Genomic DNA, 26,152 nt, shown 5'->3' with positions numbered 1-26,152 from the left:
TGGATAAATTATTCATCAGTTCGACCTCTACAAGACCTAGTATATTATCTGGAATTCAGGAAGCAACAAAATTGACCAGAATAGATCTTGAATGCTTTCTGTACCCGGCGTTGGTCCAAGCATTTTTTTAGCGACTGCAAACTCCTTTTGTTGTGGTTCACGTCCCAAAGTTTTCCTGTACATCTCTTTAATTAACACATCTCCATTTCCGTATTTCCTCTTCCAATTTTCTGCTCCTGTTTTTAAAGTAGCATTAAACCGGTCACCATTCGTTAACTCTAATGCCTGCAATAAATTCGCCTGCGACTCCCGGCTGGTAGATACAGTTTCCCTGTTAGGCCTGCCCAGTGCCGTAAGGAATTTGTTATTGATTACTAAAGATGCGCGAGGATAAAGAAGAATGGATTTGTTTGTAAACAACTTGTAAGCAACTAATCGCCCCGCCTCTGCTCTTTCTTCAGCCAATTTTTTTGCAGCTTTCCTTTTTTCCGCAGCTATCTTATCTGCTGCTGCTTTTTGAGCAGGGGTTAGAGTAGGCGCAGCTTTTTTCTCAACGGGTTTCGCCTCTACACTTTTCTCCGCAGGAGTCTCAATAAAAGGAACAAACTTTACCAGTGAATCAGGATACATGGGCGCTACAATAGAACTGACGGCATCAGCGAATTGCTCCGCACTTAACCGCCGCTTCAACATTCCTTTAAACTTGTAATCTTTTGCAAACAACTGGTTTGGTTCTTTAAAACCAACAGAAGGCAATTGGTATGTTTTAGATGTAGCAATTAGAAAGATCAGTTCTTTTATATCAGCTCCCCGCTGCTCAAAATTAAAAGCCAACCAATCGAGCAAGTCCTGGCTCCACGGTTCGTTATCCATTAAATCTACTGGTTCAACAATACCTCGTCCCATCATTTGCGCCCATATTCGATTTACGAGGGTACGATACAAACGTCCATCTGCAGGCTTTGTCATCAACTCCGCAAGTTGCTGCTGTTTTATAGCCGCGGCGGCTGTGCTGTTGATAGTTCCCAGTTCTTTCCAGAGCAGTCTGGCACTAGTAAACTTACCCGAAGGCTTATCACAACGATTTATTTCAAGAGAAGAATCTGCGAATATATTAGCGAAACCATAGGCATCATCCAGCTTCCAATCGCTTATAAAACTATTATGGCAGGAAGCACACTTTAAGTTCAAACCAAAAAAGACCTGCGAAACGTTCTGAGCTGCCTGCATCTCGGTTCGCTGGCTTGCGTTGATTACTCCACGCCATTTAATACCTGCAATAAACCCTCTCGAATCTTTGCCCGGACTTACCAACTCTTTTACGAATTGATTATAAGACTTGTTAGTCTTTAAAGAATTATACAGCCAGTTGGAAATATCAAAGCGCCCTCCTGTAATATACCCAGTCCCCGTGTAATCGTTGCGCAAGGCATCGTTCCAGAATGTCAACCAATTCATTGCATAATCATCATTCCTGTTCAAAAGTTGCCTTACCCACACTGATCTTTTATCCGGTCTTGGATCTCTTGCGAAATTATTTAAGTCTTCAGGAGAGGGAAGCAACCCAAGTATGTCGAGGTAAATCCTCTTCAGATAAGTTCTATCATCAACTACAGCAGTCCAGCTTATTTTATTCTTTTTAAAGTACTCGTTTACCCATAGATCGATTGGATTTTGCAAGTCCGTGGAAGCCTGGGGAAGCGATGGGTTTCTAGGTTCTAATTTAGCAACGCGATAATTGGTCTCCTCATTCTTTCCCTCAGAATAAGGTGCACCTTTTTGGATCCAAAATTTTATGGTGGCAATATCTCCCTCAGATAATTTTTTTCCTTTTGAAGGCATTACATCTTTGTGATTTGCCGGCAAGCTAATTCGTCTGAACAAATCGCTTTTTAAGGGGTCTCCTGCAACAATCACCGGCCCATCTTCACCTCCCTTAAAAATCATTTTTTTGCTATCCAAACGCAACTCGCCTTTTATCTTTTCAGGTCCGTGGCACTTATAGCAATTATGGGCCAAAATGGTCTTTACCTGCATGTTTAATTCCTGCTCCTCCTGCTTACTAAGTTTTACAGTATCATTTTTGTAGGAAGCAAAATCTACGTTTTTTACAGGCGTAGCTTCATAGTCTTTGCTCCATGGAAGTGTAGATGAAAGATAATCGCTGCCATGTGTCAATGCAGCCCCAAGGTGGCCTGCGACACAAACCCCAATTGCAGAAACGATGAGTATTGCGCGGTAGGGTTTGATTAATTTGAGCTCGTTATTTCGTGATATCTTAAAAAGAAGAAATAGTGCAACAGCACCCAATGTAGCAGTGGAAATACCGGTCCATTGATGCAGGCTTAACGTGTCTTCGTTATAGTCTCCACCCCGACCAAGGAGCAAGCCAAATATAATTGAAACAGTTGCTGTAGCAACTCCTGCTGCCAGCAGTATATTTATTCCCGGTCTTAGTTTAGAATGAAAATTTTTAAGCGTGAATAATTCTAAAATAGCCGCAAACAGAAGGAGACTTACCGGAAAGTGTACCGTTAGCGGATGAAGGCGCGCTAAAAAATTCCAAAGCCAGAAAGAATTAGATGCAGTTGAAAGTGGTGCTTCGCCCGAGGCAGCTAAAGGTGCATCGCCGGCGTAAGAATTTAATATGAAAAAAGGATTGAGAACAAATACTAAAACAATAACCAGTGCAACAACCAGCAATCTTTTTTTAGATGCAACTTTTTTAAACTGCTTTTTCATCTGGCTTTAGCATTCTTTTTTTCAAAATAGATTAAACCAAAAATGAGATAGCTCTCTTCATAGGTCTTGTTTTCCAAACAACGGTTTTTGGTCTAAAAGCTTTCACTAAAAGTAAATCAAATAATTTTAATTTTTAGAGTCTTAAAGGCGCTAGATTCCACCTTACTTACTTCTTTATAAATAAGTCTACTGATTTTGCTTTACTAGACATACACCAAAGCTTTGTTGGAAATGTGTTGAATTGATAAACGAAAAACGGAATCATAATAAATGAATTTATATCTTCATTTTTGCCGGAATTTTTCAAACCAACACAGTGCCCTTTACCTTTTCACATCCTGCGGTTGTTCTACCGCTTACATACATAGACAAAAGAAAGTTTTCGGTAACCGCGCTTACCATTGGAAGTATTACCCCTGACTTTGAATACTTTGCTAACTTCCAACAACAAAGCAACTATAGTCATACTTGGCTGGGAGTTTTTTGGTTCAATCTGCCGGTATCAATTCTACTTTATGTTACCTATAATAGAATTGTAAAGAACGAATTGATCGATAGCTTACCGCGAATTATAAGAAGTAGAGTTAACAAGTTCAGAAGACCGGAGACAACGATCTACTATAAGGAAAAGCTTCTCATCATTTTTACGTCTTTGTTGATAGGTATCGTATCTCACCTATTCTGGGATAAATTTTTACATCGAAGCGTCCGACTGATAGAAGAGCCGATGGACTACTATCCCATTTACTGGGACGTAAATAGTATTGCCGGTGCAGTGGTAATTGCATTTATTATATGGAAACTACCAAAAAGCTCGGTACCCAGACAAAACATTTTGTCCTTTTGGTTTCTCACCCTTGCAGTTACAATAATTGTTTTAATGATACGATCTACTTACTCAAGGGGAGGTAGGGCAATGGAAGTTTCTCTTATTTCGGGCATTTTAATAGGCGTGTTTATTTCTTCACTTGTCAACTTATTTTGGCAAAAAAGAACAAGAAGAAAAAGGTTGTGAGCACTTCGTAAATCTCCTTCAATTTGCTGCTGTTGTTGCAGTTTCTGAGCTATAGCAAAAAGGCTAAAAAATGAAAATGGCTGAATAAACAATTAAAGTACAAGAGTGCGACGCAACAACTGCTGCGCGTGTTTATTCTGCCTGGTACAGAATCATTCACTACGTTTTAAAAACTACTGCATACCTGGGAACAGCGGTCTGGCTACTTCCCTAAACGGCCAGGGAACTGTAGCAAGAATGATTACTAAGGCAATAAAATAAAACCAGAACGAGCGCCTGTGCTTTGCCTTATCGCTGATGTTTTTCTTAGCGGAACCCTTCCCAATCGTTATCAAAATGATTGCAATGAGCATTCCGGTAATGTGCTCGACGGCCCAAAATCTAAACACATTGTCTTGCATGATTGCCTTCATTCCTTTACTCTGTATATTTTGTAAGCCCCACGGTCCGGCAAACCATTGGTATAAACCAATTAGCAGCATTATGTGTGCAGCGATCATTAAGAATAATCCTACTTTTTTGTCACCCGATGTAAAAGGTTTGTCTCCAGACAAACCTGATATTGCCTTTATAAGTGCAGTCAATAATAAAATGATAACAACCCAACGACCAACATTGTGCAAATGCAGTAGACCCTGGTACATAACTAGATATTTAAATTTCGCCAAAATTAGGGTTTAAAGACTTTCAACAGTTTGCATTTCGATTACAAGGAGAAATTCTATTTACATATCATAATAAGAATGGCGCTGCTTCATTAAGGTTAGAATGTTTATTAAAAGATTGTTGCAATTTCACTGCTTTTTAAAATTTATGTTGAAAGCAGGCTGACGCATTTATTTTTGTCGAATGAAAAAATCTCTTTTCATTTTCGCTGTAGCTTCTTTCATTGTTTCATGTAATGGAGATGACAAGAAAATAAGTCCCGTGAGTGAGGCCCAACTCAAAGTGATAGGCGACCTGACTGAAAGAGTTAAAGAACACCCTGATAGCGCGGGACTAAGAATGAAACTCATTAATACCTATGATAGCCTGCACATGTATGAGGAAGCGATTATCCAAACAGATAGCCTCATAAAAAGGGATAGTGTCAACAATGGTTTATGGTTTACAAAAGGGCAATTACAGGAAGATAGTAAAGATACGGTTGGAGCCATACGGAGCTATGAGAGGGCGTTAAGTATATATCCTTCTGTCGAATCGCAATTAAGTCTCGCAAACCTATTTGCCGAAACGAGAAATGCAAAAGCCTTGATGATATGCAAAAACGTAATGGCAATGGGTCTTGGGAGAGAAGCTGATGCTACTTGTAATTTTATCGCAGGTGTGTACTTTGCGAGAGTTGGGGATAAAAAACAAGCGCTGCAATTATTTGATAAGGCAATTAACGACAACTATACATTGATGGAAGCCTATATGGAGAAAGGATTTATCTATTACGACAGTAAAAATTATCCCAAGGCTTTGAATGTTTTTGAGACTGCTTTAAGTGTGAACAAAACTTATGCAGATGCCTATTATTGGAAAGCTAAATGCAATGAAGCGATTGGAAATAAGCAAGAAGCCCTGATAGACTATAAACGATCTTTAGGTCTCGATAAACAATTGAAAGAAGCTGCAGAGGCAGTTAAGAGATTGGAGTAATTAGGCTCTGTTGATTGTATTATTGTTTCTTCAATTACGAAAACAATGTTCAAAAGTTTCAAAACGCGCAAGTCATCTCCAACATACTAGTTCTACAATAAGACAATTAATCATCCACCATGCCCATTATCGCTCCTTCATTACTAGCTGCTGACTTTTTACACCTTGCTGATGAATGTACTATGCTAAATAAGAGTGAGGCTGAATGGTTTCATCTGGATGTAATGGATGGAAGGTTTGTTCCCAACATTAGTTTTGGGTTGCCAGTAATTGAACAGATAAGAAAAACAACTACAAAGGTCTGCGACGTACACCTGATGATTGTAGAACCTGAAAAGTATATTGAAGCTTTTAAGAACGCTGGTGCAGATATTTTATCGGTACATATAGAAGCGTGCCCTCACCTCCATCGGAATATAGAACAAATTAAAAGCCTGGGGATGAAGGCTGGCGTTGCCGTGAATCCACATACGCCCATATGTTTTTTAAGCGACATTCTTCATGATATTGATGTAGTAAACTTAATGAGTGTAGACCCGGGTTTTGGTGGACAAAAATTTATTGAGTTTACCCTTGAAAAAATAAGACAGTTGCGTAGAATAATTGACGAACGAGGCTTGAAGGTGCTGATTGAAATTGACGGCGGTGTAACGCTTGAAAATGCAGCCACGATTGTTGAAGCTGGCGCTGATGTGTTGATTGCGGGCAGTACTGTTTTTAAGTCTGCTGATCCGATTGGTGCAATAGCCCAGTTGAAAGCAACCACTTAAGTTTCGAACAATGCTTACGTACAATTGCATTTATATTCTTCATCCAGATCTATCACTGTTACTACTGTTAGATGTTGTTGTTTGGGGGCGAAAATAATTCTCACATGTTGGCGATCATCGGTCATTCCTTCCACTGCATATGTTGGCCCTTTCGGATCTTGCAAATCGCTTTTGTTATAGTTCACCGTTCCTTTCGATAAAATGTCTTTTACTTCCTGCTGTGTTATGTGCCTGCACTTCATGCGACACTTGGCGTGTTTTGTAAAATATAGATTTGTTGTATTCCGGTCGAAGTTTACATCTTTTTCGAGGGGTTTTCTTGAATTGGAAACAGGGGGCGTTCTCCTTTGTGATGGACTGGTTTGACTACTATTGGTGCTGGTAGTATTACACCTTCTCATTGAAATCGCCATTACCGCCATTATAGCTAATAGCAGCACAGGAAGTATTTTCTTCAGTTTCATAAGCGAAAGTTAAATCACCAGCTTTAAAAACATAAAACAGTCTTACCCTGTGTCTGGTCTTCTTTAACGTCCACCTTAATTCTGCACTTGCACTATCTTTGCCCGCTTATGGAAAAACGTTCAGTTGCATTTCACACGCTAGGTTGCAAACTCAACTTTTCAGAAACTTCTACCCTATCAAGGTTACTTGAAAACGAAGGTTTTGAAAAGAAAGAATTTGATGACAAGGCGGACGTGTATGTCATTAACACTTGTTCCGTTACCGATAACGCTGACAAAGAATGTCGTCAATTAGTTCGACGCATTCAGCGTAAAGCTCCTGAAAGTTTGGTGGTAGTAACAGGTTGTTATGCGCAACTAAAGTCTAAAGAAATTGCTGAAATTGAGGGTGTGGACCTTGTTTTGGGAGCTGCAGAAAAATTTAACATTGCTGAACATCTGCGGGAGTTAACTAAAAATGACAGTGCAAAAATTTGCAGCTGCGACATTTCGGAAGTGACGGGTTTCAATACATCTTTTTCTATAAACGATAGAACACGTACGTTTCTGAAGGTTCAGGACGGGTGCGATTATAATTGTTCCTTCTGCACAATTCCAATGGCTCGAGGCAAAAGCCGCAGCGATAATGTTGAGAATGTTGTCAATAATATAAACAAGATAGCAAGTACAGGTGTTAAAGAAATAGTTCTAACGGGAGTGAATTTGGGCGATTTCGGTAAAGGGCCGGATGGAAACAAAAAACATGATGAAAACTTTTTGGAGCTGGTTAAGGCTTTGGAAAAAATTGAAGGAATTGAACGCTATCGGATCTCTTCCATCGAACCAAATTTGCTAACAAACGAGATTATTGAGTTGGTAGCAAATAGCGACAAATTCATGCCTCATTTTCATATTCCGCTACAGAGTGGCAGCAATACTATTCTTGGTTTAATGAGAAGACGGTACAAAAGAGAACTGTATGCAGAAAGAGTAAAGCTGATAAAGACGCTAATGCCGCATTGTGCTATAGGAGTGGACGTAATTGTAGGCTTTCCGGGAGAGACCGACGGACACTTTACTGAGACATTTGAGTTTTTACATGATCTTGATATTTCTTACCTGCATGTTTTTACGTACAGCGAAAGACCTAACACCTTAGCTGTAGAGATGAAAGAGATTGTACCAATTCAGGTGAGAAATGAAAGAAACAAGAAGCTTCGTAACCTCAGTTATATGAAGATGAGCGAGCATACGAGACGCCATATTGGCGAAACAAGAAAAGTTCTTTTTGAAGCAAATTCAAAAAGTGGAATGATGGAAGGCTACACTGATAATTATATTAAAATTAACGCCCCTTACAATAAAGATTGGGTTAATCAAATCGTAGATTGGAGAATATAATTCATTACAAAATGGAGGACTCAAACCTTAAAAAATTTATTGTCACCATAAACTTTTTTATGGATGATCAATTTATGACTTTGGTTCCTCCGCATCGCACCTACATTAATTACTTAATTAATAAAGGCATTATTGACTCCTACGCCGTTAGTATGGAAAGCTATCGTAGCTGGATAATGATGACTGCTGAAAGCAAGGATGAAGTGAGAGAGTATCTCCGCAAGTCTCCCCTCTTTAAATACTGGACTTTTGAAATAGACGAGTTGTTCGTGTACGATGGACAGACTTATCGCCTCCCGGCGTTACAGATGAATTAATTTTTTGGGGATAAACCTCGAATTTCTACTCAACATCGTTGTGTCACTCACTTCAACCGCACCTTACTATTGAGCTTTTTAGGCACCAAACTTAAATTCCGGCAAATACTCATTTTAGTTTGACGTCTTAATAAAACTGTGCTCCAAAGGTTTAAAGCTTTCAACAACGATAAAGCACAAAATAAAAAAGCGATAGATCTAGGGATCTACCGCTTTTTCAAATATTACTTGAAACGTTACTTAAGCCAACATCATCTCTTTTTCTTCCTCATACTTTTTGCGGCCATAACCTTTGATAACATGCTTTTCACTGTGGTATGAAGAACGTACGAGCGGTCCGCTCTCTACATAATCAAATCCTAGTTCGTACCCGATCTCCCTTAGTTCAGCGAACTCATTAGGATGAACAAATCTTTCAACTGGTAAATGTTTTTTAGTTGGTTGCAAGTACTGACCGAGGGTGAGTACGTCTACACCTACCGCTACAAGATCCTGCATGCTTTGGACAACCTCGTCCTTTTTTTCGCCCAGCCCTAACATAATACCGGTTTTTGTTCTCATCCCTCCCTCCTTCAACATACGAAGTACTTCGAGACTTCTTCGATACTTAGCCTGGATTCTAACCTGGCGGCTTAACCTTTCAACCGTTTCCATATTATGGCTTACTACGTCGGGTGCTGCATCAATTATTCTTTGCACCTGGTCAGCATATCCTTTAAAGTCAGGTATTAAGGTTTCTAAAGTGGTTTCAGGATTTAAGGTTTTAACGGCTTTAATTGTATTATACCAAATTATTGAACCTCCGTCTTTCAGCTCGTCACGATCTACACTGGTTAAAACAGCATGTTTCACCCTCATCAAATTGATTGCTTCCGCAACCCTTTGCGGCTCATCCCAATCAACAGGGTCAGGACGACCGGTTGCCACCGCACAAAAGCCACAACTACGCGTGCAGGTATTACCCAGGATCATAAATGTAGCTGTTCCCTCGCCCCAGCACTCACCCATATTAGGGCAATTGCCACTCTCACAAATTGTGTGAAGCTTATGCGTGTCAACGAGGCCACGAACATGTTTATAGCTTTCGCCGATTGGCAGCTTAACCCTAAGCCAATCAGGTTTTTTAATCTTTGAATTTGCAGGATCGATCTTCGCTACTACAGGTAATTCTATCATGGAGTACCAATGAGATTAATAATGATAATTGTCTTACTTGAATTCTTTGTACTGGCAAGTACGAGGCAGCAAAGGTCTTATATTTCAACCGTAAAAAAGCTAGAATCCAATTGGAGTCTAAGGAAATTTGGCAAAAAGCACATCAAAGAGTGGAAAGTACAAGTGAGTGACACAACGATGTTGAGGCTGGTGAAACGCAGGGAAAAAGAACACCTTTATTTTCTATTAAACCAACTAGAACTTTTTGCAAGTTGCCTCGCTACTTCCTCTTTCCAAATTCAATTGCCGCGTATGCCTGAAAAAACATCTGCTTTTGTTTTTGCTCTAACATCCACCGCATCTTCTTGCTATAAAACTCAAGGTTTATACCAACTTCAATAGCGCTGACTAACTCGTTATAGCGACCGTAATCGAAGCGAAGTGCTGTCTTTGCATACAATCCCGGTGTGAATTTAATTTCTCCAAAACCTTTTGAAAAACCAGAGGAGCCGAGTACATAACCAGGGTTGTCTAAGAAAATAGAGTCGTTGTTATTGTATTTAACATCGGTTGTCGAGTTGCCTTGGCGACCAGCCACTTTTAAATAATACGGTTTTAATAAACCCGCGCTTAGACCTCCACCATAAATCGCTGAAACTGCAACTCCATTTTTGTTTCCTTTGTTGCCTATTAAACGTTGTTGTGCGTAGCCAAGTTTGGCGTAATAAAAGTTATTTATTTTTCCGTAGATGTAGGGATTACTCAAATAGGTACCAGTAATGGTAGAAAGTTTCTCCTCCTTTGAATGTTTTCTTTCACCTATTTCAAGGCTGTATAAATTTGCCTTTCTTGCAGTTTTCATTCGGCCCATTTCTAAAAACATTCCGTAACCATCTGTATTTAACTTAACCCCAAATACAGTTTGTTTTTGAAATATGATTGCCCCCTCTTCCTCCTGGCTAATCATGCGGTTTATTTGCTCTCTTTTCTCTGCTTTTTTCTGTTGTTTCAAATCCTTAGCCTGACTGTAACTAACCGTAACAATAAGGGTAGAGATTGCCACTAAAACTATATTCTTCACTTTCATTTGATTTGATACCTGTAAATTTAATGCAAAATCGCAATCAATGACATCCCATATAATATACGAAGGAAATTTAAGAACAGTTGCCACTCATTTGCAAAGTGGAACGGTTATAGAAACCGATGCACCTACTGATAACCAAGGCAAAGGAGAGCGTTTTTCACCAACTGATCTTGTGGCTACAGCATTGGGAAATTGCATGCTAACTATCATGGGAATCAAGGCAAGAGATATGAAAATAGACCTGGAAGGAACACAGATAGATGTAACAAAAATTATGGTTGCTAACCCACGCAGAATCGGCGAAATAAAAGTTGTCATAAATTTTCCTAAAAGTTTAGAAACCGATGAAAAACAGCGTGCGATTATTGAAAGAGCAGCGATGACTTGTCCCGTGTTTGAAAGCCTCCACCCGGACTTGAAAAAGGATGTAGAATTTAAGTGGTAGAAGGTTAGGAGGTTTGTAGGTGCCTATTTTCTTTTGTCGAAATTTATCTAGTAACTTCTAATGAGTTCGTGCCCTTTTAAAATGCTGTTCCCTACAGCACATTCCAAACATCTCTTTTTATTGCAATAACTATTTTTAAGCTCGATTAGTGCCTGGCTTTCCAAAGCACTATTGCTAGTTACACCAAACGAAGTCCATGTTTGTGTAATGCTATTTTTTTCAGGGGAGAGTTCTGCCAGCCACTCGAGCGCTTTGTCTTTGAGAAGAGTGTCGCCGTTTAATAAACCATAGGCAAACAAGACAGGTGTCACAGTATTGATAATGATATTTTCCACCATCTGCTTACCCAGCTGTTTTGGATGATAATCACCCGGCTCATCAAGTAAATAATGGTAATGCCAGTAATCATTTGCTGTCACGTTCAGCAACTTCTTTATCTCTGTAACAGAATCAGTCTCTTTTATTTTTGAAAAAAGATGAGAGGACTTATGAACCAGCATCGCCAACTGAGCTAATCTTATAGTTGGAAAATTGGCTGGTCTCATCCTAAGAAAAAACGGTTTAATAAAAACCCGCTTTAACTGGTATTTCTTCTGGTAAAAAAGATATTCTTTCTTCAAAAGGTTGGGATAGTCTTCCGAAAATTCGTGATTAAGGAGACCCGCTTGTCCCAGTAAAAAACCTTCTAGTTGATGAATTTGATTTTTGTGCCTACCGACAATGTTTAAAGGAAGACTTTTAGCAATTGCTTCAAAGATGTCTGCATTTACCCTAATTCCAAAGTTTCTTGCTAGCATCCACCAAAAAACTTCTTCCCAGTGATTTTTAGCTTCTTTCAAAAGCTCTAATACAAAAGCCGACTTTCGCTGCAATCTTTCTATTATCATCCGTTCTTTCCACGCCGTCCATTTCATTTCGTTAAATACTGGCAGGTAGGCTTCGCATGGTACAAAAGCTTTTCGGGCCATTAGATCTCTAAACCTATCTAATAATAACTTCGAGACGAGATTATGTAACTCAAGTGTAGGAAGGATTGAGCCGTTGTAATAAGCTATATCGCCATCATTGTTCCAGACGACGTGAAGAATAACGTTTGAATAATTTATATCATTACCGTGCGTATGCTTTATCCAATCAGAAGAATTTATATGAATTTCGATGTTACCTGCCCAGGTTGTATTTCCGATAGTTACTTTTCCATCAAGAAAGTCAGGCCCTTGGTGAGTATTGTAGGTGCCGGGATGAATAATGGTCAACTCTTGTCCCTGCTCTACCTTCAATGCAGTTTTATTAAAGTATTGAAATTGCCAAATGTATTGAAGTAAGCGCTCATTCATAAATGCCTATTATCTAAATATAATTTTATATTATGATAACTGCAAAAGTGTAACTCTTACTCCTTTAGTTCTTTTCGTTTCAACTTTTCTAGTTCTTGAACCACCCTACTCACAGGCAGTCCCATTACATTGTAGAAATCTCCCGACACAGATTTTATTCCAACAACTCCTATCCATTCCTGGATAGCATAAGCGCCTGCCTTATCGTAGGGCTTGTATTTATCGACATAAAATTCTATTTGTTGTTTCGTTAGCTCATGAAACTGAACGGAAGTAATATCGGAAAAAGCGATTTCCTGATCGCCCTGCTGAATTACCACCCCTGTTATCACTCTGTGCAAATTCCCTGAAAGAGATATAAGTATGTCAATTGCGTCTTGCCTGTCTACAGGCTTCCCAATTATCTTATCGCCAAGTACTACTACCGTGTCTGCCGCAAGAATAATTTTTGGTTCTTGCGAAAGCTTTACCATTTTAGTAATTGTTTCAGTCACCACAATCGCTTTTTGCCTGGCAATGTGTATCGGAATTTCTTCTATAGGTAAATCTTCGGGGTATGTTTCTTCTGTGCTCTTTACCACAATTTCAAATGGAATTTCTGCCCACTCTAATAATTGCTTTCTTCGGGGAGATTGCGACGCAAGTATAATTTTTTGCATGTGCAAATCTATTCCAAATGCCGATTTTAAATGAGTTTGGCGGTAATTAGCGTAAATAGATGCGAAAGAACAGCATTGATAGAATGCCTGCAAACATTACCATCTTAATAAGTGTACTCAAGTGATGGTAATCTTTACTGGTCTTTGCACTAACCAGTAATTTGAAGATATAGATTAAAGGAACGATAATCAGCACAAGAGAGTATGCGGCACTCCACCACCAATTCAAAATAAGCACATAAAACTGTACTACAAGCAGCATGGCGATCAATACGACAAGCCATACAGAAACAAAGACCTTTGTAGATTGAATACCCCAGGCAATTGGCATGGTGTTACAACCATATCGTCTATCGCCATCTACGTCTTCCATATCTTTTACTACTTCTCTTATTAAAGAAATTACAAACGCAAAAGCAGTGTAGAGAAATGAAATCCGCGTTATCTTTTGGGTATAAGAACCGGAAACATCAAGGTGTAAAAGGTTGGAAGTCTCACAAAAAGTAATCACAAGAATAGCCCATGCAGTTAAAACGGAAACGAGAATATTTCCGACCAATAGCTTTTTCTTCAGCGAAATCGAATAGACAAACAAGAGTCCGACAATACCCATATTTAACAATCCAAGGAAACGCACGTCTGTTTTCCAGTCGATGTAGAATCCTAAAGCAACTCCAAACACACTAAGAATGACATGCCAAAAGATAACCCACCTACGTGAAATAATTTTTTCGACGACTACTTTATCCGGTTTATTTATCTGGTCTATATTAAGGTCAAAGTAATCGTTGATGACATATCCTTCTGCATAAATAAGCACGTAAGACAAAACCAACAGCAGGCAATACACCCCTTTTATGTTAGGAACGGCACCGCCGGCAAACATAATTGGGTGAATAATGCAATACACAAAAAGGATTTGAGTAAGTGCAAAAAATAATAAATTCGGCCATCGAACGAGCCGTAGAAATGCAGGAGTAAGTCTCAAGCCAATATTGATTTACACACAAAATAATAATTGAACCTTAAACGAGATATTTATTTAGGCAGACGGTATGTGAGCGTCCTCGTTCCAGTTTCCCCTCATCTTCAAAACCTTTTCAATTACATCCCGTCCACAACCAAAACCGCCATTTAACGGAGAGATGTAGGCGGAAATTTCCTTAATCTCCTGAACTGCATCAGCGGGACAGCACGCAAACCCGACTTTTTTCATTACAACCAAATCGGGAATATCATCACCCATAAACAATACTTCATCCCAGCGAAGACCTTTTTTTTGAAGATAATTTTTCAACACGTCTGCCTTATCTGTTACCCTCATAAAAACTTCCGAAACACCCAGTTTGTGCAGGCGATCAGCAACCTCTTCCGATGCTCCGCCGGAGATCACTACTATCTCATAACCTCTCTTAACGGCAAGTTGCAAAGCATATCCATCCTTTACATTCATCTTCCTCGCCATAACACCTCGAGGTAAAACAGTTAGAGTTCCATCTGTCAGCACCCCGTCTACATCAAAAACAAATGTTGTAACTGCTTTAAACTTTTCAAGAAGCTTCATATAAGTCAATTGGAATTCTAAAAAAAGAGCAGAAGATGTAGCAGTCAACGTGCTACGATAGTTTTAACCTTTTGTAACAAGCTTTTATATTTTCAATAAAACATCTGTTGTGTCACTCACTTGTACTTCGCCTAAATATGAACATGAATGATTAAACTAAAATATCTCAGGTGAATCATACAATGACTAGTGAAACGCGTGCAACTACTTCTGGTTATCTCTCCATTCGTACACCCATGAACTTTGGATCATTTCCAAGTGCCCTTCTGTACTCTGTTCCCGGGTACCGTGAAAGTTTGGGATCTGTAGAACATACTCAAGTAAATCAGTGAAACGAATTCTATAAATTTTCCCTTCGTTAAATGCATCACCGAAGCGCTCATACAATTTAAGTGCAATGTCTTCGTAGTCGTTCCAGTTGATTGGCGGTTCATATTGAGCCATAGAAATTTAAGTTAATTGATTTTTAATCGGGGAAGCTTTAAAGGTTATTCTCCAAGAAATTGGGTTTGGTCAGGTAAAGTGACTTCTACTTCTCCGTCACCTTCTAACAATACACACTGGCATCCAAGCCGGGAGTTGATTCGTGGGTTTACGGCGCGATCAATAAAGTCCTCTTCTTTGTCACTTAGCTCTTCAAGATAGTCTTCGCCTTTATTGATGTAAACATGGCAGGTACTGCATGCGCATACACCACCGCAATTATGATGAAGCTCTATATCGTTTAATAATGCAACCTCCAGTATACTTTGATCAGGTTCTATATTTGACAAGGTCACCGGTTCACGTCCTTTCTCCTCAAACCTGAATTTAATTGTGTACATATTCCTTCTTTGCCTGCAAAAGTATTAGAAAACAGTGGCTAAATTCATTGAAATTCAAAAGCATCGGAAAAATTGGATACACTAGCTCATTTCTAAACCACAAAGAACATCTAATAGTTTCGAGCAAACTATTGGAATTTGAAAAATTACTTATAAAAACATTAAAAGAGTGTTTTTTGAACAGTTCCCCGCAACCCGTATTCACCTTAGTACTAACTTTTTTACAACTCCAGGCATTGAAAAAGAGAAAAACATTGTCCAATAAATCTATCGTCCTACGACTGATATTGGTTAAAAAAATAATCGGTCTAGTTGAATTTGTTGTACCCTAATTACCTATTTTTGTCCGCATGTTTAACCTTTTTTTAAATAATCCTAATTTTTATAACCTAACACTTCCAATACAATACTGCTTAGTTCCGACTTTTTTCACCTTTAATATTATTTTTACAAAATTAAAATTCTATTAAAACACCATTAATCTTTATTCAATCTTTGTGTTAACGATTGTTAATCACTTTCAAAAAAATGTACAAATGAGAAAAATTTTTACACTCAGTCTACTCTTAATCGTCACTATTGCGGCGAATGCTCAAATGCGGTATTTGAGAGGCCAGCTAAATGCAGGGCAAGTTGCGACCCCCTCCTCTTCTAGTGGAAGTGGGATAATAATCGTCAAATACAACACAACAACTAAAGTACTACAGCACTTTGGTAATTACCGTGGCTTGTCCGCTCCAGTCTCTAGTGCTCACATACATACAGGAGGCATTAATGTCGATGGACCTATTGTAATGACATTAGCGAATTCAGGTGGAACAGATGGAACGCTGATGGGTTCACAAGTTTTAACAGCTGCACAGGAAACAGACTTGCTTGCTGGAAATATGTATACTGATGTACATACAAGTGCCTTCCCTGCAGGTGAAATAAGAGCGCAATTGACGGTTACTGCTGACGGGCAGACTCTATTTTTCTCATCAAGACTACAAGGTGCCCAAGCAGATCCTCCTAATGGCTCTGTTGCAAGCGGTAATGTTTATTCAATTATAGATAAATCAACCAATCGGCTATATTTAACAGGTAGTTACAATAACCTTACAGCGGCAGCTAATTTTGCAGACTTGCACAACGGTGCGCCTAATACCAGTGGTGCATCTCTTACTACAATAAATTATAGTCCTAGTACCTCTGGAACACTAAACACAATAAAACAGCTTACAGCAGCTGATGTTGATCTTTATGTTAATGGAAACGTTTACGTAGATATTCACACTGGCACTTATAGCAATGGAGAAGTTAGAGGACAACTATCTATGCTAAGCGAGCTTCGTTACTTTGCAGGCGCGCTTAATGGAGCTAAAGAAGTACCGGCAAATACGTCACCAGCCAGAGGAACTGTCATTGTCAGGTATAACACAGTTACTAATTTGCTAGAGTTGACCGGGGATTACCAGAGGTTATCTGCTACCATAAGCGGCTCTCATATTCATGGCCCTGCAACACCAACCACTACTGCACCTGTATTATATGATGTTACAAACACAGGAGGCACAATGGGAACATTGACCGCATCAATAACAATTACAGAAGCTCAGGAAACAGATCTTCTTGCAGGTAACACTTACGTGAACGTTCATTCTACCACTTTTCCTAACGGGGAAATAAGAGCACAATTGTTGCCGTCTACCAGTGGACAAACAGAATATATCACAGGTAGATTTTCTGCCGCACAGTCTGTCGCTACTCCTGCAGTAGTATCATCAGGTACAGGTACCACTACAGTTTTACTTGATAAAGCGACGAGGAAAATTTATGTAACTGCAAATTATTCAGGTTTAACAAGTGGTATAACAAACTCACACATTCACAGAGGAGCTGCCGGAACTAACGGTCCAGTTTCAATTCAATTGTATTTCGTTCCTGGAACAACATCTGGTACAGTTACCGGCCCTGTAGATACAGTTATTTCTGCAACATTGGCTGACTCAATTATCAATGGTTTCTCTTACTTGAACATTCATACTACTAATTATCCTGCGGGAGAAATACGTGCCCAACTTGGAGACTTGGTTCTACCAGTGAAATTGGCTTACTTCAACGGCTACAAAGACCGTAACACGGTAGCGTTAATATGGGAATCTGCGCAGGAGGTTAATGTGAAGAATTATGAAGTAGAGCAGTTTAACCAGGAAACAGGCGAATGGATTAAGAAAGGCACCGTTGCTGCAACTGGCGGAAGTACATCAGCTAAATATCGTTTTGACGATATGCCTGCAATTGGTACTAAAGAGTTCATATTGTACAGATTGAAAATGGTTGATTTACAAGGAACAGTAACCTACTCATCTATTATCCGTATCAACTATTCTCAAACGAAAGCGGCTCTTAACTTACTGGCTAACCCTGTTGTAAATGGTACATTAGGATTTACTGTATCAGGTTTGGCTAATAATAATCAAAAAGCTGAGATTTCTATAATTGATTTCAGCGGAAGGATTGTACACAAACAGTCAGCTTCAACTTTACTTAATAATTTCGTAAACGTTAGCAAGCTTTCTAAAGGAATGTATAAACTGGTTGTAAAAACAAACAGTACTGTTTTACAAGAAACTTTTAGCAGACAATAAAAACTTGCTAGAAACATTTAAACTAAAAGAGGCTGCCTTAGAAAGCAGCCTCTTTTAGTTTTATAACTTAGTCACATCCTATTAATCCTACTCTTTGTCTAAATGGTAGAACCGAATAATGCTACTAGTAACGGCTTTATATAGGCCGAGAGCCTTTGGATGTTTTTCAAGCACTTTTTCATGTTTGGCAATTGTTCCAAAATCTTTCCTAATGGCTGGACCTGTTTGTACATCCTCTGCCCTATGTCCTTCTATTCTTGCTATTGTTTCTTTGATTAAGGGCTTCAAAAGGTTGAACTGAATTGAGTTTTTATCGCAGAGTTGTTCCGCAACTGCAATCAAATGATTAGTAAAATTGTTGGCGAACACAGCCGCAACGTGCAGTTGTAATCTCTCCTCATCGTTTGCTATAGACACATCATCAGCCCACCCTTTGGCAAATTGTGTTAGTAGTTCTTTTGTCTCATTGCTATTACCATCAATTAGAATTGGGATTGCAGGTGTTGTAATTACCTCCTTTTTTAGCGTTTGAACCGGATATAGAACTCCGTAAAAGTTTGATGTTTGAGCCAATACATCTTTAGATACAGCAGCTGCAGTATGTACAACCAATTTATCGCCCAATTCTAATTGTAAAGCAACAGAACTAATAGCTGCGTCAGAAACAGCAACTATATAAATATCGGCCGAACGATTAATGTTCGATAAATCGGTTGTGTATTTAGTGTGTAAAGAAGCAGCTAGCGCTTCGACCTGAGGAGCGCTTCTGCTTGCTACCTGTATTATCTCGTGTTCTGATCTAAGTATTTTTTTGCCCAGTACTGTTGCAACATTTCCGGAACCTATAATAACAACTTTCATCTAAATTTGAATTAATTACAACTGATGAAATTAACACAAAGAATCTTCCTTGCATATTATATCACTAAGATTAAAGTATTAGAGCTGGCATCTCCGGCAAGAGCTGCAAGGTCTGCTTTCCAGTTGTTTTGTACACCTTACTCCACAAGGAAAACCTATGAAGCGCCAGCTGTTTTTACACACGCGGAAAAATTGTCTTTCGCTTTCGAACAGCACGATATACATGGCTTTTCGTGGAAACCTAAAGTTCCGAACGGTCACAAGGTTTTGATCTGCCACGGCTTTGATAGCAATAGTTACCGGTTCGAGCGATATATTGATCCGCTGTTAAATCAGGGCTTTGAAGTGTATGCTTTCGATGCGCCGGCGCATGGATTAAGTACAGGCAGAACCATTAATGCACTGCTGTACAAAGAAATGATCCAAAAGGTTATCCACTCCTACAGGCCTTTTAGTGGTTTGATGGCTCACTCTTTTGGAGGAATAGCGGTAACGCTAGCTATTGAAGAAATGAAAGAGGATCTTCCAAAAAGGCTGATTCTAATTGCACCTGCTACAGAAACGACCCGATCTGTAAATGACTTTTGCCGCCACTTAAAAATAAGCCCGGCAGTGAGGCGGGAAATGGAAAAACTAATCGTGCAAATTGGAGGGCAGCCTCCTTCGTGGTATTCGGTTTCGAGAGCGATTAAATCTATCTCCGTACCGACACTTTGGTTGCATGACATAAAAGATCGCATTACTCCTTACGAAGACATGAAGCATTTGACGGAGCTCGATCTACCACACTGTGAATTTATGATAACTGAGGGCTTGGGTCATAGCTTGTATAGAGACGATGCGGTTGCTAACAGGATTATCGGCTTTTTAGTTACCCTTAAAAACAATGTTTATTAACGGTTTTTGCTGTAAAGCTAAAATCTCTAATCAACTGGGTTTTTTCTTTTTACCCGACATTAAAAGTTTTATTAGACATCGTTGCGTCGCACTCTTGTGCCTGAGTTTTCTGCATCAACCGCGATGCGCGCATAACGATGAGAGGAATCATATAACATGAATTTTTGTTGAATAAAGCATAAAAGGTACAAGTGAGTGACACAACAAAAGACCCAATAACGGTTTGATGCCGGTAACAAAAACAACCATATGAAAATTCTTTGCATTGGCGAGGCGCTGATTGATATGATCTGCACCGACGTTGGAACCTCCCTGGTAGAAGGTCAACATTTTTTAAAAAAAGCGGGCGGTGCACCCGCTAATGTTGCCGCTGCAATTGCTGCACTTGGAGGCAAAGTTGAACTTGCAGCAAAAATTGGCGCTGATCCTTTCGGGCATCACTTAGTTGATGTAATGAAATCGTTTGGCGTTGGTACTGCATGGATGCTTAAAGATGAAAACAACTTTACCACTTTCGCTTTTGTATCTCTGATGGAAAACGGGGAAAGAGATTTTTATTTTAACCGCGGAGCTGACGGACAGTTAAAAAGACAGGAAATCGAAGACATTGATCTTGGCTCATTCTCTATAGTTCATTTTGGATCGGCAACCGCTTTTTTACCTGGCCCACTTCAGGCGGCTTACCAGGGCTTGCTGCAAAAATGTCTGCAGCAGGAGATTTTCATCAGTTTTGATCCAAACTACAGAAACCTGCTGTTTCAGCACAACCAGCAAAGCTTTATCGACCAATCCTGGAATTTTCTAAAAAGCTGTCACTTTTTCAAACTAAGCGATGAGGAAGCCATGTTGTTAACGGGTAAACTTACGGTGAAAGATGCAGCCCACGCGCTGCTTCAAAAAACGGATGGTGTGTTTGCCATCACTCTTGGTAAAGAAGGGACTATGCTGGGATTTAATAACACGACTCATATCATAGAGAGCATTGTAGTTAAACCTGTAGATACTACCGGTGCCGGCGATGCCTTTGTTGGCGCTGTGCTACACCAGTTAAGCGATAAAACACTTACCGGAATCAAGGCTATGCTGTTAGATGAATGGCGGCAAATCATGTACAACGCTAACAAAGCTGGTGCTCGCACGTGTGAGTACATGGGCGCAATGGAAGCTTTCAAACATTTAAGCAGCGATATCTTCAAATGACATATTTGCTTCTGTAAGAAACGGTATCAAAAAGGTTGTTACCTGGCCGGCATCTCCATATAATCCAGGGTAAGGTTTGCTAGTGCCTTTACTCCCAACAGCAGCCCGCTATCATCTATAAAAAAATCAGGAGTATGGTGAGATGGCGCGGTTAACGGATTGGCGCCCTTGGGCATACCGCCAAGGAAGAAGAAAAGCCCCGGTACTTTTTCCTGGAAGAAAGAAAAGTCTTCAGCACCTGTAACTGCAGCCTTTAACTGCACATTTTCGGTACCCGCTGTCTTCTGTAAAGACGGTAGCATTTTTTCGGTCAAAGCAATATTATTGAAGGTAACAGGGTAATGGTTTGAATATGGAATGAGAACTTCAGCGGTGGCGCCGGCACTTTCGGCCGTCTTGGTAACTACCTGCTTAATTCGTTCAACAAACATTTTCTCATCTGCGGCACTTAGCGTTCTTACTGTTCCCATCATTTCGACCTGCTCAGGAATGATGTTAGAGCGATTACCTCCGTGAATGGTACCGATTGTTACCACACCGGCGTTTTCAGTTACATTTAAATTACGGCTGACGATTGACTGTAAGTTGTTAATGATCTGAGCCGAAACAACTATCGGATCAATTGATGACCATGGATAAGCGCCGTGTGCAGATCGTCCCTTTACAGTAATCTTCATATCGTTTACACTTGCCATAGTTCCCCCCGGGCGATAAGTAATTTTTCCAACCTCTGTCTGCGAATTGATGTGTAAGCCAAATATTACATTAACCGTTGGATTTTCAAGTGCACCTTCCTTTATCATACGTTCAGCTCCTCCCGTTTCGCCTGCGGGGGCACCTTCTTCTGCAGGTTGAAAAATAAACTTCACCGTTCCCTTTAAATCATTTTTCATCGATAAAAGAAGCCGGGCTACTCCCATAAGGATGGCTACGTGCGTATCGTGTCCACATGCGTGCATCACTCCTACTTCCTGGCCATTGTAAGTCGCTTTCACTTTCGAGGCGAAAGGAACGGGCGTTCTTTCTATCACCGGAAGTCCATCCATGTCGGCCCTTAGGGCGACAACAGGACCAGGCTTGCCGCCCTTTAATATTCCGATAACGCCGGTTTTTGCGACGCCTGTTTTCACTTCAATTCCAAGCGATTTCAGATGCTTTGCGATGATGTCAGCAGTTCGAATTTCATTATTACCAAGCTCGGGGTGTTCATGAAAGTCGCGGCGCCAAGCGATAACCTTTTGCTCAAGCTGACCGGCAGCGCTTGCTACCTTAGCTCTTCGTGCATCGTTCTGGGCAAATGAAGTAAGCGAGATCACGAGGAAGGACGACAGAAAAAGTTTTCTCATATACAAAGGTTAAGAGACTAATCTACATTATTGCAGTGAAAGGAAAAGCTATCCTCCAAACAAACTTTATTGATACGATTTTTTTAACCCCTTCATTCGAACACTTAAAAAAATTGCCTCCTGTTTTCGCAGGAGGCAGTGAATATAAAGAAGGTTAAAAAGATACTAGTCAGCACCATCGGTCCGGGCCCTTGAAACAGCGAAAAGGCCGACCTTTTTACCAGTTACAAGCCCGGCTTCACAATCGCTTCTGTAGTGTATGCCACCATACATTCTCGATACTGATGCTTCCTGTGCCAAGCTTTGGTAAGCAGCGGATCTCTCGGGAATCATATAACCCAGAACTTCAGCTGCCGCTCCGCTGAAAGTTGAATGACCTGAAATATAAGCGGGAAAATTAGGGATGCCGGTAATGGTTTTTATAGCCGGGTTCATTTGGGAGGGTCGTGGATTAAAATAATAGTACTTCGTTTCCCAGCATACAATTGCAGCATCCATTAGCGCCATGTTCAATAATGCCAGGTTACGCGCCCATCGAATTTCACTATAATTTCTTGGTATAAAATCTTCTGCGGCTATCGCATTCCAATGACCGGGAGGAGTGTAAGTACCAGCTCCATCAGCCCAATAATGAACGATCCTTATTTGTTCTCTCGAAGGATTCTTTACAAACTGATAAATTTCTTCTGTTTCTTTTTTCATTAAGTCACTACCTGTTGCAGGCGGTGGGCCCGGGCGAAGGGCGACGCATGTGGCAGAGTCAAATAAGAAGGCCTTTACTTTTCCATAAAACGGAAGCATGGGCGGCCTGATAGGGGTTTCAAGACTTAACCAAGGCTTTTCGCCTTTCGCTATACAGTCCATTTCCAGCTTCGACCAATCTGCCTGTGTTCCAACTGCTTTACCAGTATTATCAGTTCTGCCGCGTGCAGCAAAGGCTTGTGCTACAGCTCTTCCCAAAGCTTCTCCGGCGGCAATTTCACTACGAACATTAGCACCTGCCATCATACGGCTTTTTGTGGCTTCCGCTGCCCTTTGTTCTATATACGCTACTTCGGTAGGGAAAAACAGTTTCATCATTTCAGCCATTACACCGGCAACCACTGCATCTTCAGATGGGTAAGAAGGCAGATCACTTGTTGGAACCAATGTTTTGATCGAAGGATCAAATTTATAAGGAGCAGCCCTGTTATATACCTTTTTGTAATGCCATGCTGCTACCAATGCGTCATATTGAGCAGCACTAATGTAAGCATAAGCACGAGCAGCATAAGGTGGATTGGAAAATGGAAACTCAGGATATGAAAATGGGTTAGCTGCGTTGGGTAAGGGATAGGAACCATCTTCATTTTGGTAAGGAGGCAAATTGTGTTTTGCTACCAATTCTCTTAATATTTCATTCCAGCGCAGCACACAACCGGCGCTCCAATAACTAATGCTGTTCTTTTGGTCATCTGATAAATTTTGCTGGAGTCCTTTGATCTCATTTAACTCTCCAACATAGCCGGGAGAATTAGTAGCCACAGGTGCAGCGACGTCGAACTGGTTGGGCTTCGATAATAAAATTGTTTTCCAGGTTCCTGCGTTTAGATCATTATTTGATGGGCTTAGGGCGGGTATATCGTCAGTACGGCCCTTTACAGCTTTTGAGCAGGAGGTGTATAGTAAGGTAGATGCTACTACCAGTATTGTGATAGGGAGAATAACTCTTTTCATACTAAAGGGCTTGAGTATTAGAAATAACTTTTTTTGTCTTGTAAGAAAAATCGATAATATAGAAAACCCCTCCGTTTACCGTTAATGCGCGTCCGACATTTCTGCCTGCTATCACCTGGTTGGCGCCCGCAGTTAACTCCAGGCCACGTACTTTCTCAACTGTATATTTCATATTAACACCGGCCGTAGTTGCAATCATTTTGTTGGAGGGAAAAGGCATGTCGTTTCTTCTTATATCAAAACCACCAAGAGTTGTCATGTTGGCCAGTACTACCTCTGCTATAAGATACTTACTTCTAAGCCCGGTTCTGAAGTTAGCAGAAGCAACATCTGGCATTTCCACCTGGTTAGTAAGATGGGCATCAGTAGTGTAGTAGGATGTACGGTCTACGCTAACATTACTTCTCCTGGTGTAAGTGCCGGATCCCGTTACAAAAAACTTTCCTGTTTGATAGTCCGCCATTACCCTTGCGGAAAGGCTCTTATTATGCAAACCAATAGACAAGGGCAGATAGTCGGCTACATAGTTAGATAGTGGAACAGATAAACCGGTAATACCAAAGAGGGAGAAAGTTCCTTTGTCCATTTTTATTTTTAGCGCTCTCCACTTCAACCAAAGCGACAAATCCTGGAAGCCTTCCATTCCTCGCATGGTTCCTTCTGACGCCTTTGTCTTTACATATGGAACAGAAAACAAAACGTTTAGGTTATTCGTAATTCCGTAATTCCCCATTACTGCAAACATCTGCGTACTAACTCTTCCAAGGTTGCGGTTGTCCCTTTTATAAGTGCCTTCCCAGTAATTTGTCCAACTGCTATAGCTGTAAGCCGGCCCAACACAGATATTTCTTTTTGCCATCATTATAGCATCAATATCAGTTTGAGCTTGCAGTTGTTTAAAAGAAAGGATGCAAAGAAGTATTATAAGGGAAGCAGGAAGCTTGCCCTTGGATATAATTCTCATATAAGTGAGTATTAAGTTTGGTTAAAATCGAAAAATGATCCGAAAAGATTTAAAACTTGAAAGAAGCACCAACATTTATACTGTAGTCAGCAAAAGCAGCGTCGCCCTGAGTGAACTTTCCTGTACGAGCAGTTGATATTTTGTCTGGTACACTTTGAGTACGGTTGCGTGAAAGAGCCGTAGGCACATAAGCAAAGAGACTAACCTTAGGCAGGCTATAAGTAATACCGGGCTCAACTGTCAAAATTCTACCTGGCCTTCTAAAGCCATTGCTTCCCCCGATTAAGTCATACACCGGTAACACTTCTTCACGCAGACCTGCAGAAACAGTCAGGCGATGTATCATGTAATTTACACCTGCCCTTATCATCATTTGGTCAGGAACGCTCATCACATCACTGCCGTTGAATACTGCAGTTGCAGATGGAGTACCACCTCTTGCAGTAGATACGCCGTTTTGTTCTCTTGGATTGCTTAGGTAATAAAAGTTACCATAGAGCCCTACAGAATGGGTTACATTATAGAAGCCGTTTATTTCAAGAGTCAATCCTGTTCCACCATCACCTAGTTGAATCGATTGGTCAACAGGTCCTAATCTCTTTGTACTATCTGTTACCTTGAAGTAGTCCTGGTAATTGTAAGCACCTGTTGGCAATTTAATACCCAAGCCAACTTGTATGTTTCCTTTATACAATTTTTCAGGGTTCCATAACCAACTGTATAGAGCAATACGCATGTCACCAAGACCAAATGAATGTGTTGTGTTTCTACCCAAGTTTGCGTGCTCATATAACGAAGACCTTGCGTTAGAAAGAATGGGCATATCTAACATAAGCGACCATCTTGAATTGAGCTTGCGGGTAATAGCAATATCAGTAGCTGTTGAATGATTGATTACTTCAGTACCCAATTCCATTCTTTGCTTTTGTTCATCAGTTCCGACAAAGTGCCTAAAAGATTTAAAGTACCTGTTATTAATGCTGAGCTGCCATTTGCTGCTGTCAGCTTGTTGCATGCTGCAATATCCCCCGGTGCTGCGAATAGCCACACAACCTTGTGCACTCGCTTGATTCGCAGTAAATATGATAGAGAAAGAAGTAATTAGTATAGATAATTTTTTTTTCATAATCTTTAT

At 40.2% G+C, this 26,152-nt stretch carries 25 protein-coding genes; 9 read left to right on the top strand and 16 right to left on the bottom strand.

Features of this window, described 5'->3' with window-relative positions; genetic code table 11:
* Window positions 1–36: 36 nt before the first annotated feature.
* A complete protein-coding gene (locus tag SAE01_RS04710) occupies window positions 37–2,742 on the bottom strand; it encodes a DUF1549 domain-containing protein (protein WP_147202499.1) in 2,706 nt (901 codons plus the stop codon).
* 316 nt (window positions 2,743–3,058) lie between these two features.
* Here SAE01_RS04710 and SAE01_RS04705 point away from each other — a divergent pair, with 316 nt between their 5' ends.
* Complete coding sequence (locus SAE01_RS04705) at window positions 3,059–3,757, top strand: DUF4184 family protein (protein ID WP_170234077.1); 699 nt, start codon at window positions 3,059–3,061, stop codon at window positions 3,755–3,757.
* Between the two features lie 173 nt (window positions 3,758–3,930).
* Here SAE01_RS04705 and SAE01_RS04700 read toward each other — a convergent pair whose 3' ends face one another.
* On the bottom strand, window positions 3,931–4,401 hold the full coding sequence (locus SAE01_RS04700; protein WP_147202497.1) for a hypothetical protein: 471 nt from the start codon (window positions 4,399–4,401) through the stop codon (window positions 3,931–3,933).
* A 205-nt stretch (window positions 4,402–4,606) separates the two neighbouring features.
* On the opposite strand from SAE01_RS04700, the gene SAE01_RS04695 reads away from it, so the two are divergent.
* Together SAE01_RS04695 and rpe are read left to right on the top strand one after the other, a co-directional pair.
* Window positions 4,607–5,401 (top strand): tetratricopeptide repeat protein, encoded by a 795-nt coding sequence (locus SAE01_RS04695; protein WP_147202496.1) that lies wholly within the window; start codon window positions 4,607–4,609, stop codon window positions 5,399–5,401.
* A 119-nt stretch (window positions 5,402–5,520) separates the two neighbouring features.
* Window positions 5,521–6,171: a ribulose-phosphate 3-epimerase gene (gene rpe / locus SAE01_RS04690; protein WP_147202495.1), complete on the top strand. Its 651-nt coding sequence runs from the start codon at window positions 5,521–5,523 to the stop codon at window positions 6,169–6,171.
* Between the two features lie 14 nt (window positions 6,172–6,185).
* Here the strand turns inward: rpe and SAE01_RS04685 are convergent, their stop codons facing one another.
* A complete protein-coding gene (locus tag SAE01_RS04685; protein ID WP_147202494.1) occupies window positions 6,186–6,635 on the bottom strand; it encodes a DUF4258 domain-containing protein in 450 nt (149 codons plus the stop codon).
* Window positions 6,636–6,743: 108 nt separating this feature from the next.
* On the opposite strand from SAE01_RS04685, the gene mtaB reads away from it, so the two are divergent.
* Both mtaB and SAE01_RS04675 read left to right on the top strand, forming a co-directional pair.
* A complete protein-coding gene (mtaB, locus tag SAE01_RS04680; RefSeq protein ID WP_147202493.1) occupies window positions 6,744–8,015 on the top strand; it encodes a tRNA (N(6)-L-threonylcarbamoyladenosine(37)-C(2))-methylthiotransferase MtaB in 1,272 nt (423 codons plus the stop codon).
* A gap of 59 nt (window positions 8,016–8,074) precedes the next feature.
* The gene (locus tag SAE01_RS04675; RefSeq protein ID WP_170234076.1) at window positions 8,075–8,332 is read left to right on the top strand and encodes a hypothetical protein; all 258 of its coding nucleotides are present in this window, start codon (window positions 8,075–8,077) and stop codon (window positions 8,330–8,332) included.
* 240 nt (window positions 8,333–8,572) lie between these two features.
* On the opposite strand, the gene lipA is transcribed toward SAE01_RS04675, so the two are convergent.
* Both lipA and SAE01_RS04665 read right to left on the bottom strand, forming a co-directional pair.
* The gene (lipA, locus tag SAE01_RS04670; protein WP_147202491.1) at window positions 8,573–9,508 is read right to left on the bottom strand and encodes a lipoyl synthase; all 936 of its coding nucleotides are present in this window, start codon (window positions 9,506–9,508) and stop codon (window positions 8,573–8,575) included.
* 259 nt (window positions 9,509–9,767) lie between these two features.
* Window positions 9,768–10,568, bottom strand: a complete 801-nt coding sequence (locus SAE01_RS04665) for a hypothetical protein (RefSeq protein ID WP_147202490.1) — start codon at window positions 10,566–10,568, stop codon at window positions 9,768–9,770.
* Between the two features lie 46 nt (window positions 10,569–10,614).
* Here SAE01_RS04665 and SAE01_RS04660 point away from each other — a divergent pair, with 46 nt between their 5' ends.
* Window positions 10,615–11,019 carry an OsmC family protein gene (locus tag SAE01_RS04660; protein WP_147202489.1) on the top strand — a complete coding sequence of 135 codons (405 nt, stop codon included), beginning with the start codon at window positions 10,615–10,617 and terminating at the stop codon, window positions 11,017–11,019.
* Between the two features lie 47 nt (window positions 11,020–11,066).
* Here SAE01_RS04660 and SAE01_RS04655 read toward each other — a convergent pair whose 3' ends face one another.
* From SAE01_RS04655 to SAE01_RS04630, 6 genes are all read right to left on the bottom strand, one after another.
* Window positions 11,067–12,356, bottom strand: coding sequence for a DUF2851 family protein (locus SAE01_RS04655; RefSeq protein ID WP_147202488.1), 1,290 nt, complete (start codon window positions 12,354–12,356; stop codon window positions 11,067–11,069).
* A 56-nt stretch (window positions 12,357–12,412) separates the two neighbouring features.
* The gene (locus tag SAE01_RS04650) at window positions 12,413–13,015 is read right to left on the bottom strand and encodes a Maf family nucleotide pyrophosphatase (RefSeq protein WP_147202487.1); all 603 of its coding nucleotides are present in this window, start codon (window positions 13,013–13,015) and stop codon (window positions 12,413–12,415) included.
* A 46-nt stretch (window positions 13,016–13,061) separates the two neighbouring features.
* A complete protein-coding gene (locus SAE01_RS04645; protein ID WP_147202486.1) occupies window positions 13,062–14,003 on the bottom strand; it encodes a geranylgeranylglycerol-phosphate geranylgeranyltransferase in 942 nt (313 codons plus the stop codon).
* A 54-nt stretch (window positions 14,004–14,057) separates the two neighbouring features.
* Window positions 14,058–14,579, bottom strand: coding sequence for a KdsC family phosphatase (locus SAE01_RS04640; protein ID WP_147202485.1), 522 nt, complete (start codon window positions 14,577–14,579; stop codon window positions 14,058–14,060).
* 204 nt (window positions 14,580–14,783) lie between these two features.
* Window positions 14,784–15,023 carry a Fe-S cluster assembly protein IscX gene (iscX, locus tag SAE01_RS04635; RefSeq protein WP_147202484.1) on the bottom strand — a complete coding sequence of 80 codons (240 nt, stop codon included), beginning with the start codon at window positions 15,021–15,023 and terminating at the stop codon, window positions 14,784–14,786.
* A 44-nt stretch (window positions 15,024–15,067) separates the two neighbouring features.
* Complete coding sequence (locus SAE01_RS04630) at window positions 15,068–15,403, bottom strand: 2Fe-2S iron-sulfur cluster-binding protein (RefSeq protein WP_147202483.1); 336 nt, start codon at window positions 15,401–15,403, stop codon at window positions 15,068–15,070.
* Between the two features lie 536 nt (window positions 15,404–15,939).
* Here SAE01_RS04630 and SAE01_RS04625 point away from each other — a divergent pair.
* Window positions 15,940–18,033: a CHRD domain-containing protein gene (locus tag SAE01_RS04625; RefSeq protein WP_147202482.1), complete on the top strand. Its 2,094-nt coding sequence runs from the start codon at window positions 15,940–15,942 to the stop codon at window positions 18,031–18,033.
* An 87-nt stretch (window positions 18,034–18,120) separates the two neighbouring features.
* On the opposite strand, the gene SAE01_RS04620 is transcribed toward SAE01_RS04625, so the two are convergent.
* Complete coding sequence (locus SAE01_RS04620) at window positions 18,121–18,894, bottom strand: Rossmann-like and DUF2520 domain-containing protein (protein WP_147202481.1); 774 nt, start codon at window positions 18,892–18,894, stop codon at window positions 18,121–18,123.
* A 24-nt stretch (window positions 18,895–18,918) separates the two neighbouring features.
* Between SAE01_RS04620 and SAE01_RS04615 the strand changes: the two genes are divergently transcribed.
* The gene (locus tag SAE01_RS04615; protein WP_147202480.1) at window positions 18,919–19,791 is read left to right on the top strand and encodes an alpha/beta hydrolase; all 873 of its coding nucleotides are present in this window, start codon (window positions 18,919–18,921) and stop codon (window positions 19,789–19,791) included.
* 249 nt (window positions 19,792–20,040) lie between these two features.
* Entirely contained in the window at window positions 20,041–20,991 is a 951-nt protein-coding gene (locus SAE01_RS04610; RefSeq protein WP_147202479.1) for a carbohydrate kinase family protein, read from the top strand.
* A 38-nt stretch (window positions 20,992–21,029) separates the two neighbouring features.
* On the opposite strand, the gene SAE01_RS04605 is transcribed toward SAE01_RS04610, so the two are convergent.
* The 4 genes from SAE01_RS04605 to SAE01_RS04590 form a co-directional block, all read right to left on the bottom strand.
* Entirely contained in the window at window positions 21,030–22,337 is a 1,308-nt protein-coding gene (locus tag SAE01_RS04605; RefSeq protein ID WP_147202478.1) for an amidohydrolase, read from the bottom strand.
* A gap of 165 nt (window positions 22,338–22,502) precedes the next feature.
* Window positions 22,503–24,053, bottom strand: coding sequence for a vanadium-dependent haloperoxidase (locus SAE01_RS04600; protein WP_147202477.1), 1,551 nt, complete (start codon window positions 24,051–24,053; stop codon window positions 22,503–22,505).
* Between the two features lies 1 nt (window position 24,054).
* The gene (locus SAE01_RS04595; RefSeq protein ID WP_218029094.1) at window positions 24,055–25,017 is read right to left on the bottom strand and encodes a hypothetical protein; all 963 of its coding nucleotides are present in this window, start codon (window positions 25,015–25,017) and stop codon (window positions 24,055–24,057) included.
* Window positions 25,018–25,066: 49 nt separating this feature from the next.
* Entirely contained in the window at window positions 25,067–26,143 is a 1,077-nt protein-coding gene (locus tag SAE01_RS04590) for a transporter family protein (RefSeq protein ID WP_147202476.1), read from the bottom strand.
* Window positions 26,144–26,152: the final 9 nt, after the last annotated feature.

It is taken from the genome of Segetibacter aerophilus (assembly GCF_007991655.1).
GTDB lineage: Bacteria > Bacteroidota > Bacteroidia > Chitinophagales > Chitinophagaceae > Segetibacter > Segetibacter aerophilus.
This window is presented reverse-complemented; position numbering and strand designations above follow the sequence as displayed.

Bases quoted from the DNA above. Each gene is read 5' to 3' on its own strand.
- SAE01_RS04710 (WP_147202499.1), bottom strand. From the start codon at position 2,742: ATGAAAAAGCAGTTTAAAAAAGTTGCATCTAAAAAAAGATTGCTGGTT.
- SAE01_RS04700 (WP_147202497.1), bottom strand. From the start codon at position 4,401: ATGTACCAGGGTCTACTGCATTTGCACAATGTTGGTCGTTGGGTTGTT.
- SAE01_RS04695 (WP_147202496.1), top strand. From the start codon at position 4,607: ATGAAAAAATCTCTTTTCATTTTCGCTGTAGCTTCTTTCATTGTTTCA.
- rpe (WP_147202495.1), top strand. From the start codon at position 5,521: ATGCCCATTATCGCTCCTTCATTACTAGCTGCTGACTTTTTACACCTT.
- SAE01_RS04685 (WP_147202494.1), bottom strand. From the start codon at position 6,635: ATGAAACTGAAGAAAATACTTCCTGTGCTGCTATTAGCTATAATGGCG.
- mtaB (WP_147202493.1), top strand. From the start codon at position 6,744: ATGGAAAAACGTTCAGTTGCATTTCACACGCTAGGTTGCAAACTCAAC.
- SAE01_RS04675 (WP_170234076.1), top strand. From the start codon at position 8,075: ATGGATGATCAATTTATGACTTTGGTTCCTCCGCATCGCACCTACATT.
- lipA (WP_147202491.1), bottom strand. From the start codon at position 9,508: ATGATAGAATTACCTGTAGTAGCGAAGATCGATCCTGCAAATTCAAAG.
- SAE01_RS04660 (WP_147202489.1), top strand. From the start codon at position 10,615: ATGACATCCCATATAATATACGAAGGAAATTTAAGAACAGTTGCCACT.
- SAE01_RS04655 (WP_147202488.1), bottom strand. From the start codon at position 12,356: ATGAATGAGCGCTTACTTCAATACATTTGGCAATTTCAATACTTTAAT.
- SAE01_RS04650 (WP_147202487.1), bottom strand. From the start codon at position 13,015: ATGCAAAAAATTATACTTGCGTCGCAATCTCCCCGAAGAAAGCAATTA.
- SAE01_RS04640 (WP_147202485.1), bottom strand. From the start codon at position 14,579: ATGAAGCTTCTTGAAAAGTTTAAAGCAGTTACAACATTTGTTTTTGAT.
- iscX (WP_147202484.1), bottom strand. From the start codon at position 15,023: ATGGCTCAATATGAACCGCCAATCAACTGGAACGACTACGAAGACATT.
- SAE01_RS04630 (WP_147202483.1), bottom strand. From the start codon at position 15,403: ATGTACACAATTAAATTCAGGTTTGAGGAGAAAGGACGTGAACCGGTG.
- SAE01_RS04625 (WP_147202482.1), top strand. From the start codon at position 15,940: ATGAGAAAAATTTTTACACTCAGTCTACTCTTAATCGTCACTATTGCG.
- SAE01_RS04620 (WP_147202481.1), bottom strand. From the start codon at position 18,894: ATGAAAGTTGTTATTATAGGTTCCGGAAATGTTGCAACAGTACTGGGC.
- SAE01_RS04615 (WP_147202480.1), top strand. From the start codon at position 18,919: ATGAAATTAACACAAAGAATCTTCCTTGCATATTATATCACTAAGATT.
- SAE01_RS04610 (WP_147202479.1), top strand. From the start codon at position 20,041: ATGAAAATTCTTTGCATTGGCGAGGCGCTGATTGATATGATCTGCACC.
- SAE01_RS04605 (WP_147202478.1), bottom strand. From the start codon at position 22,337: ATGAGAAAACTTTTTCTGTCGTCCTTCCTCGTGATCTCGCTTACTTCA.
- SAE01_RS04600 (WP_147202477.1), bottom strand. From the start codon at position 24,053: ATGAAAAGAGTTATTCTCCCTATCACAATACTGGTAGTAGCATCTACC.
- SAE01_RS04595 (WP_218029094.1), bottom strand. From the start codon at position 25,017: ATGAGAATTATATCCAAGGGCAAGCTTCCTGCTTCCCTTATAATACTT.
- SAE01_RS04590 (WP_147202476.1), bottom strand. From the start codon at position 26,143: ATGAAAAAAAAATTATCTATACTAATTACTTCTTTCTCTATCATATTT.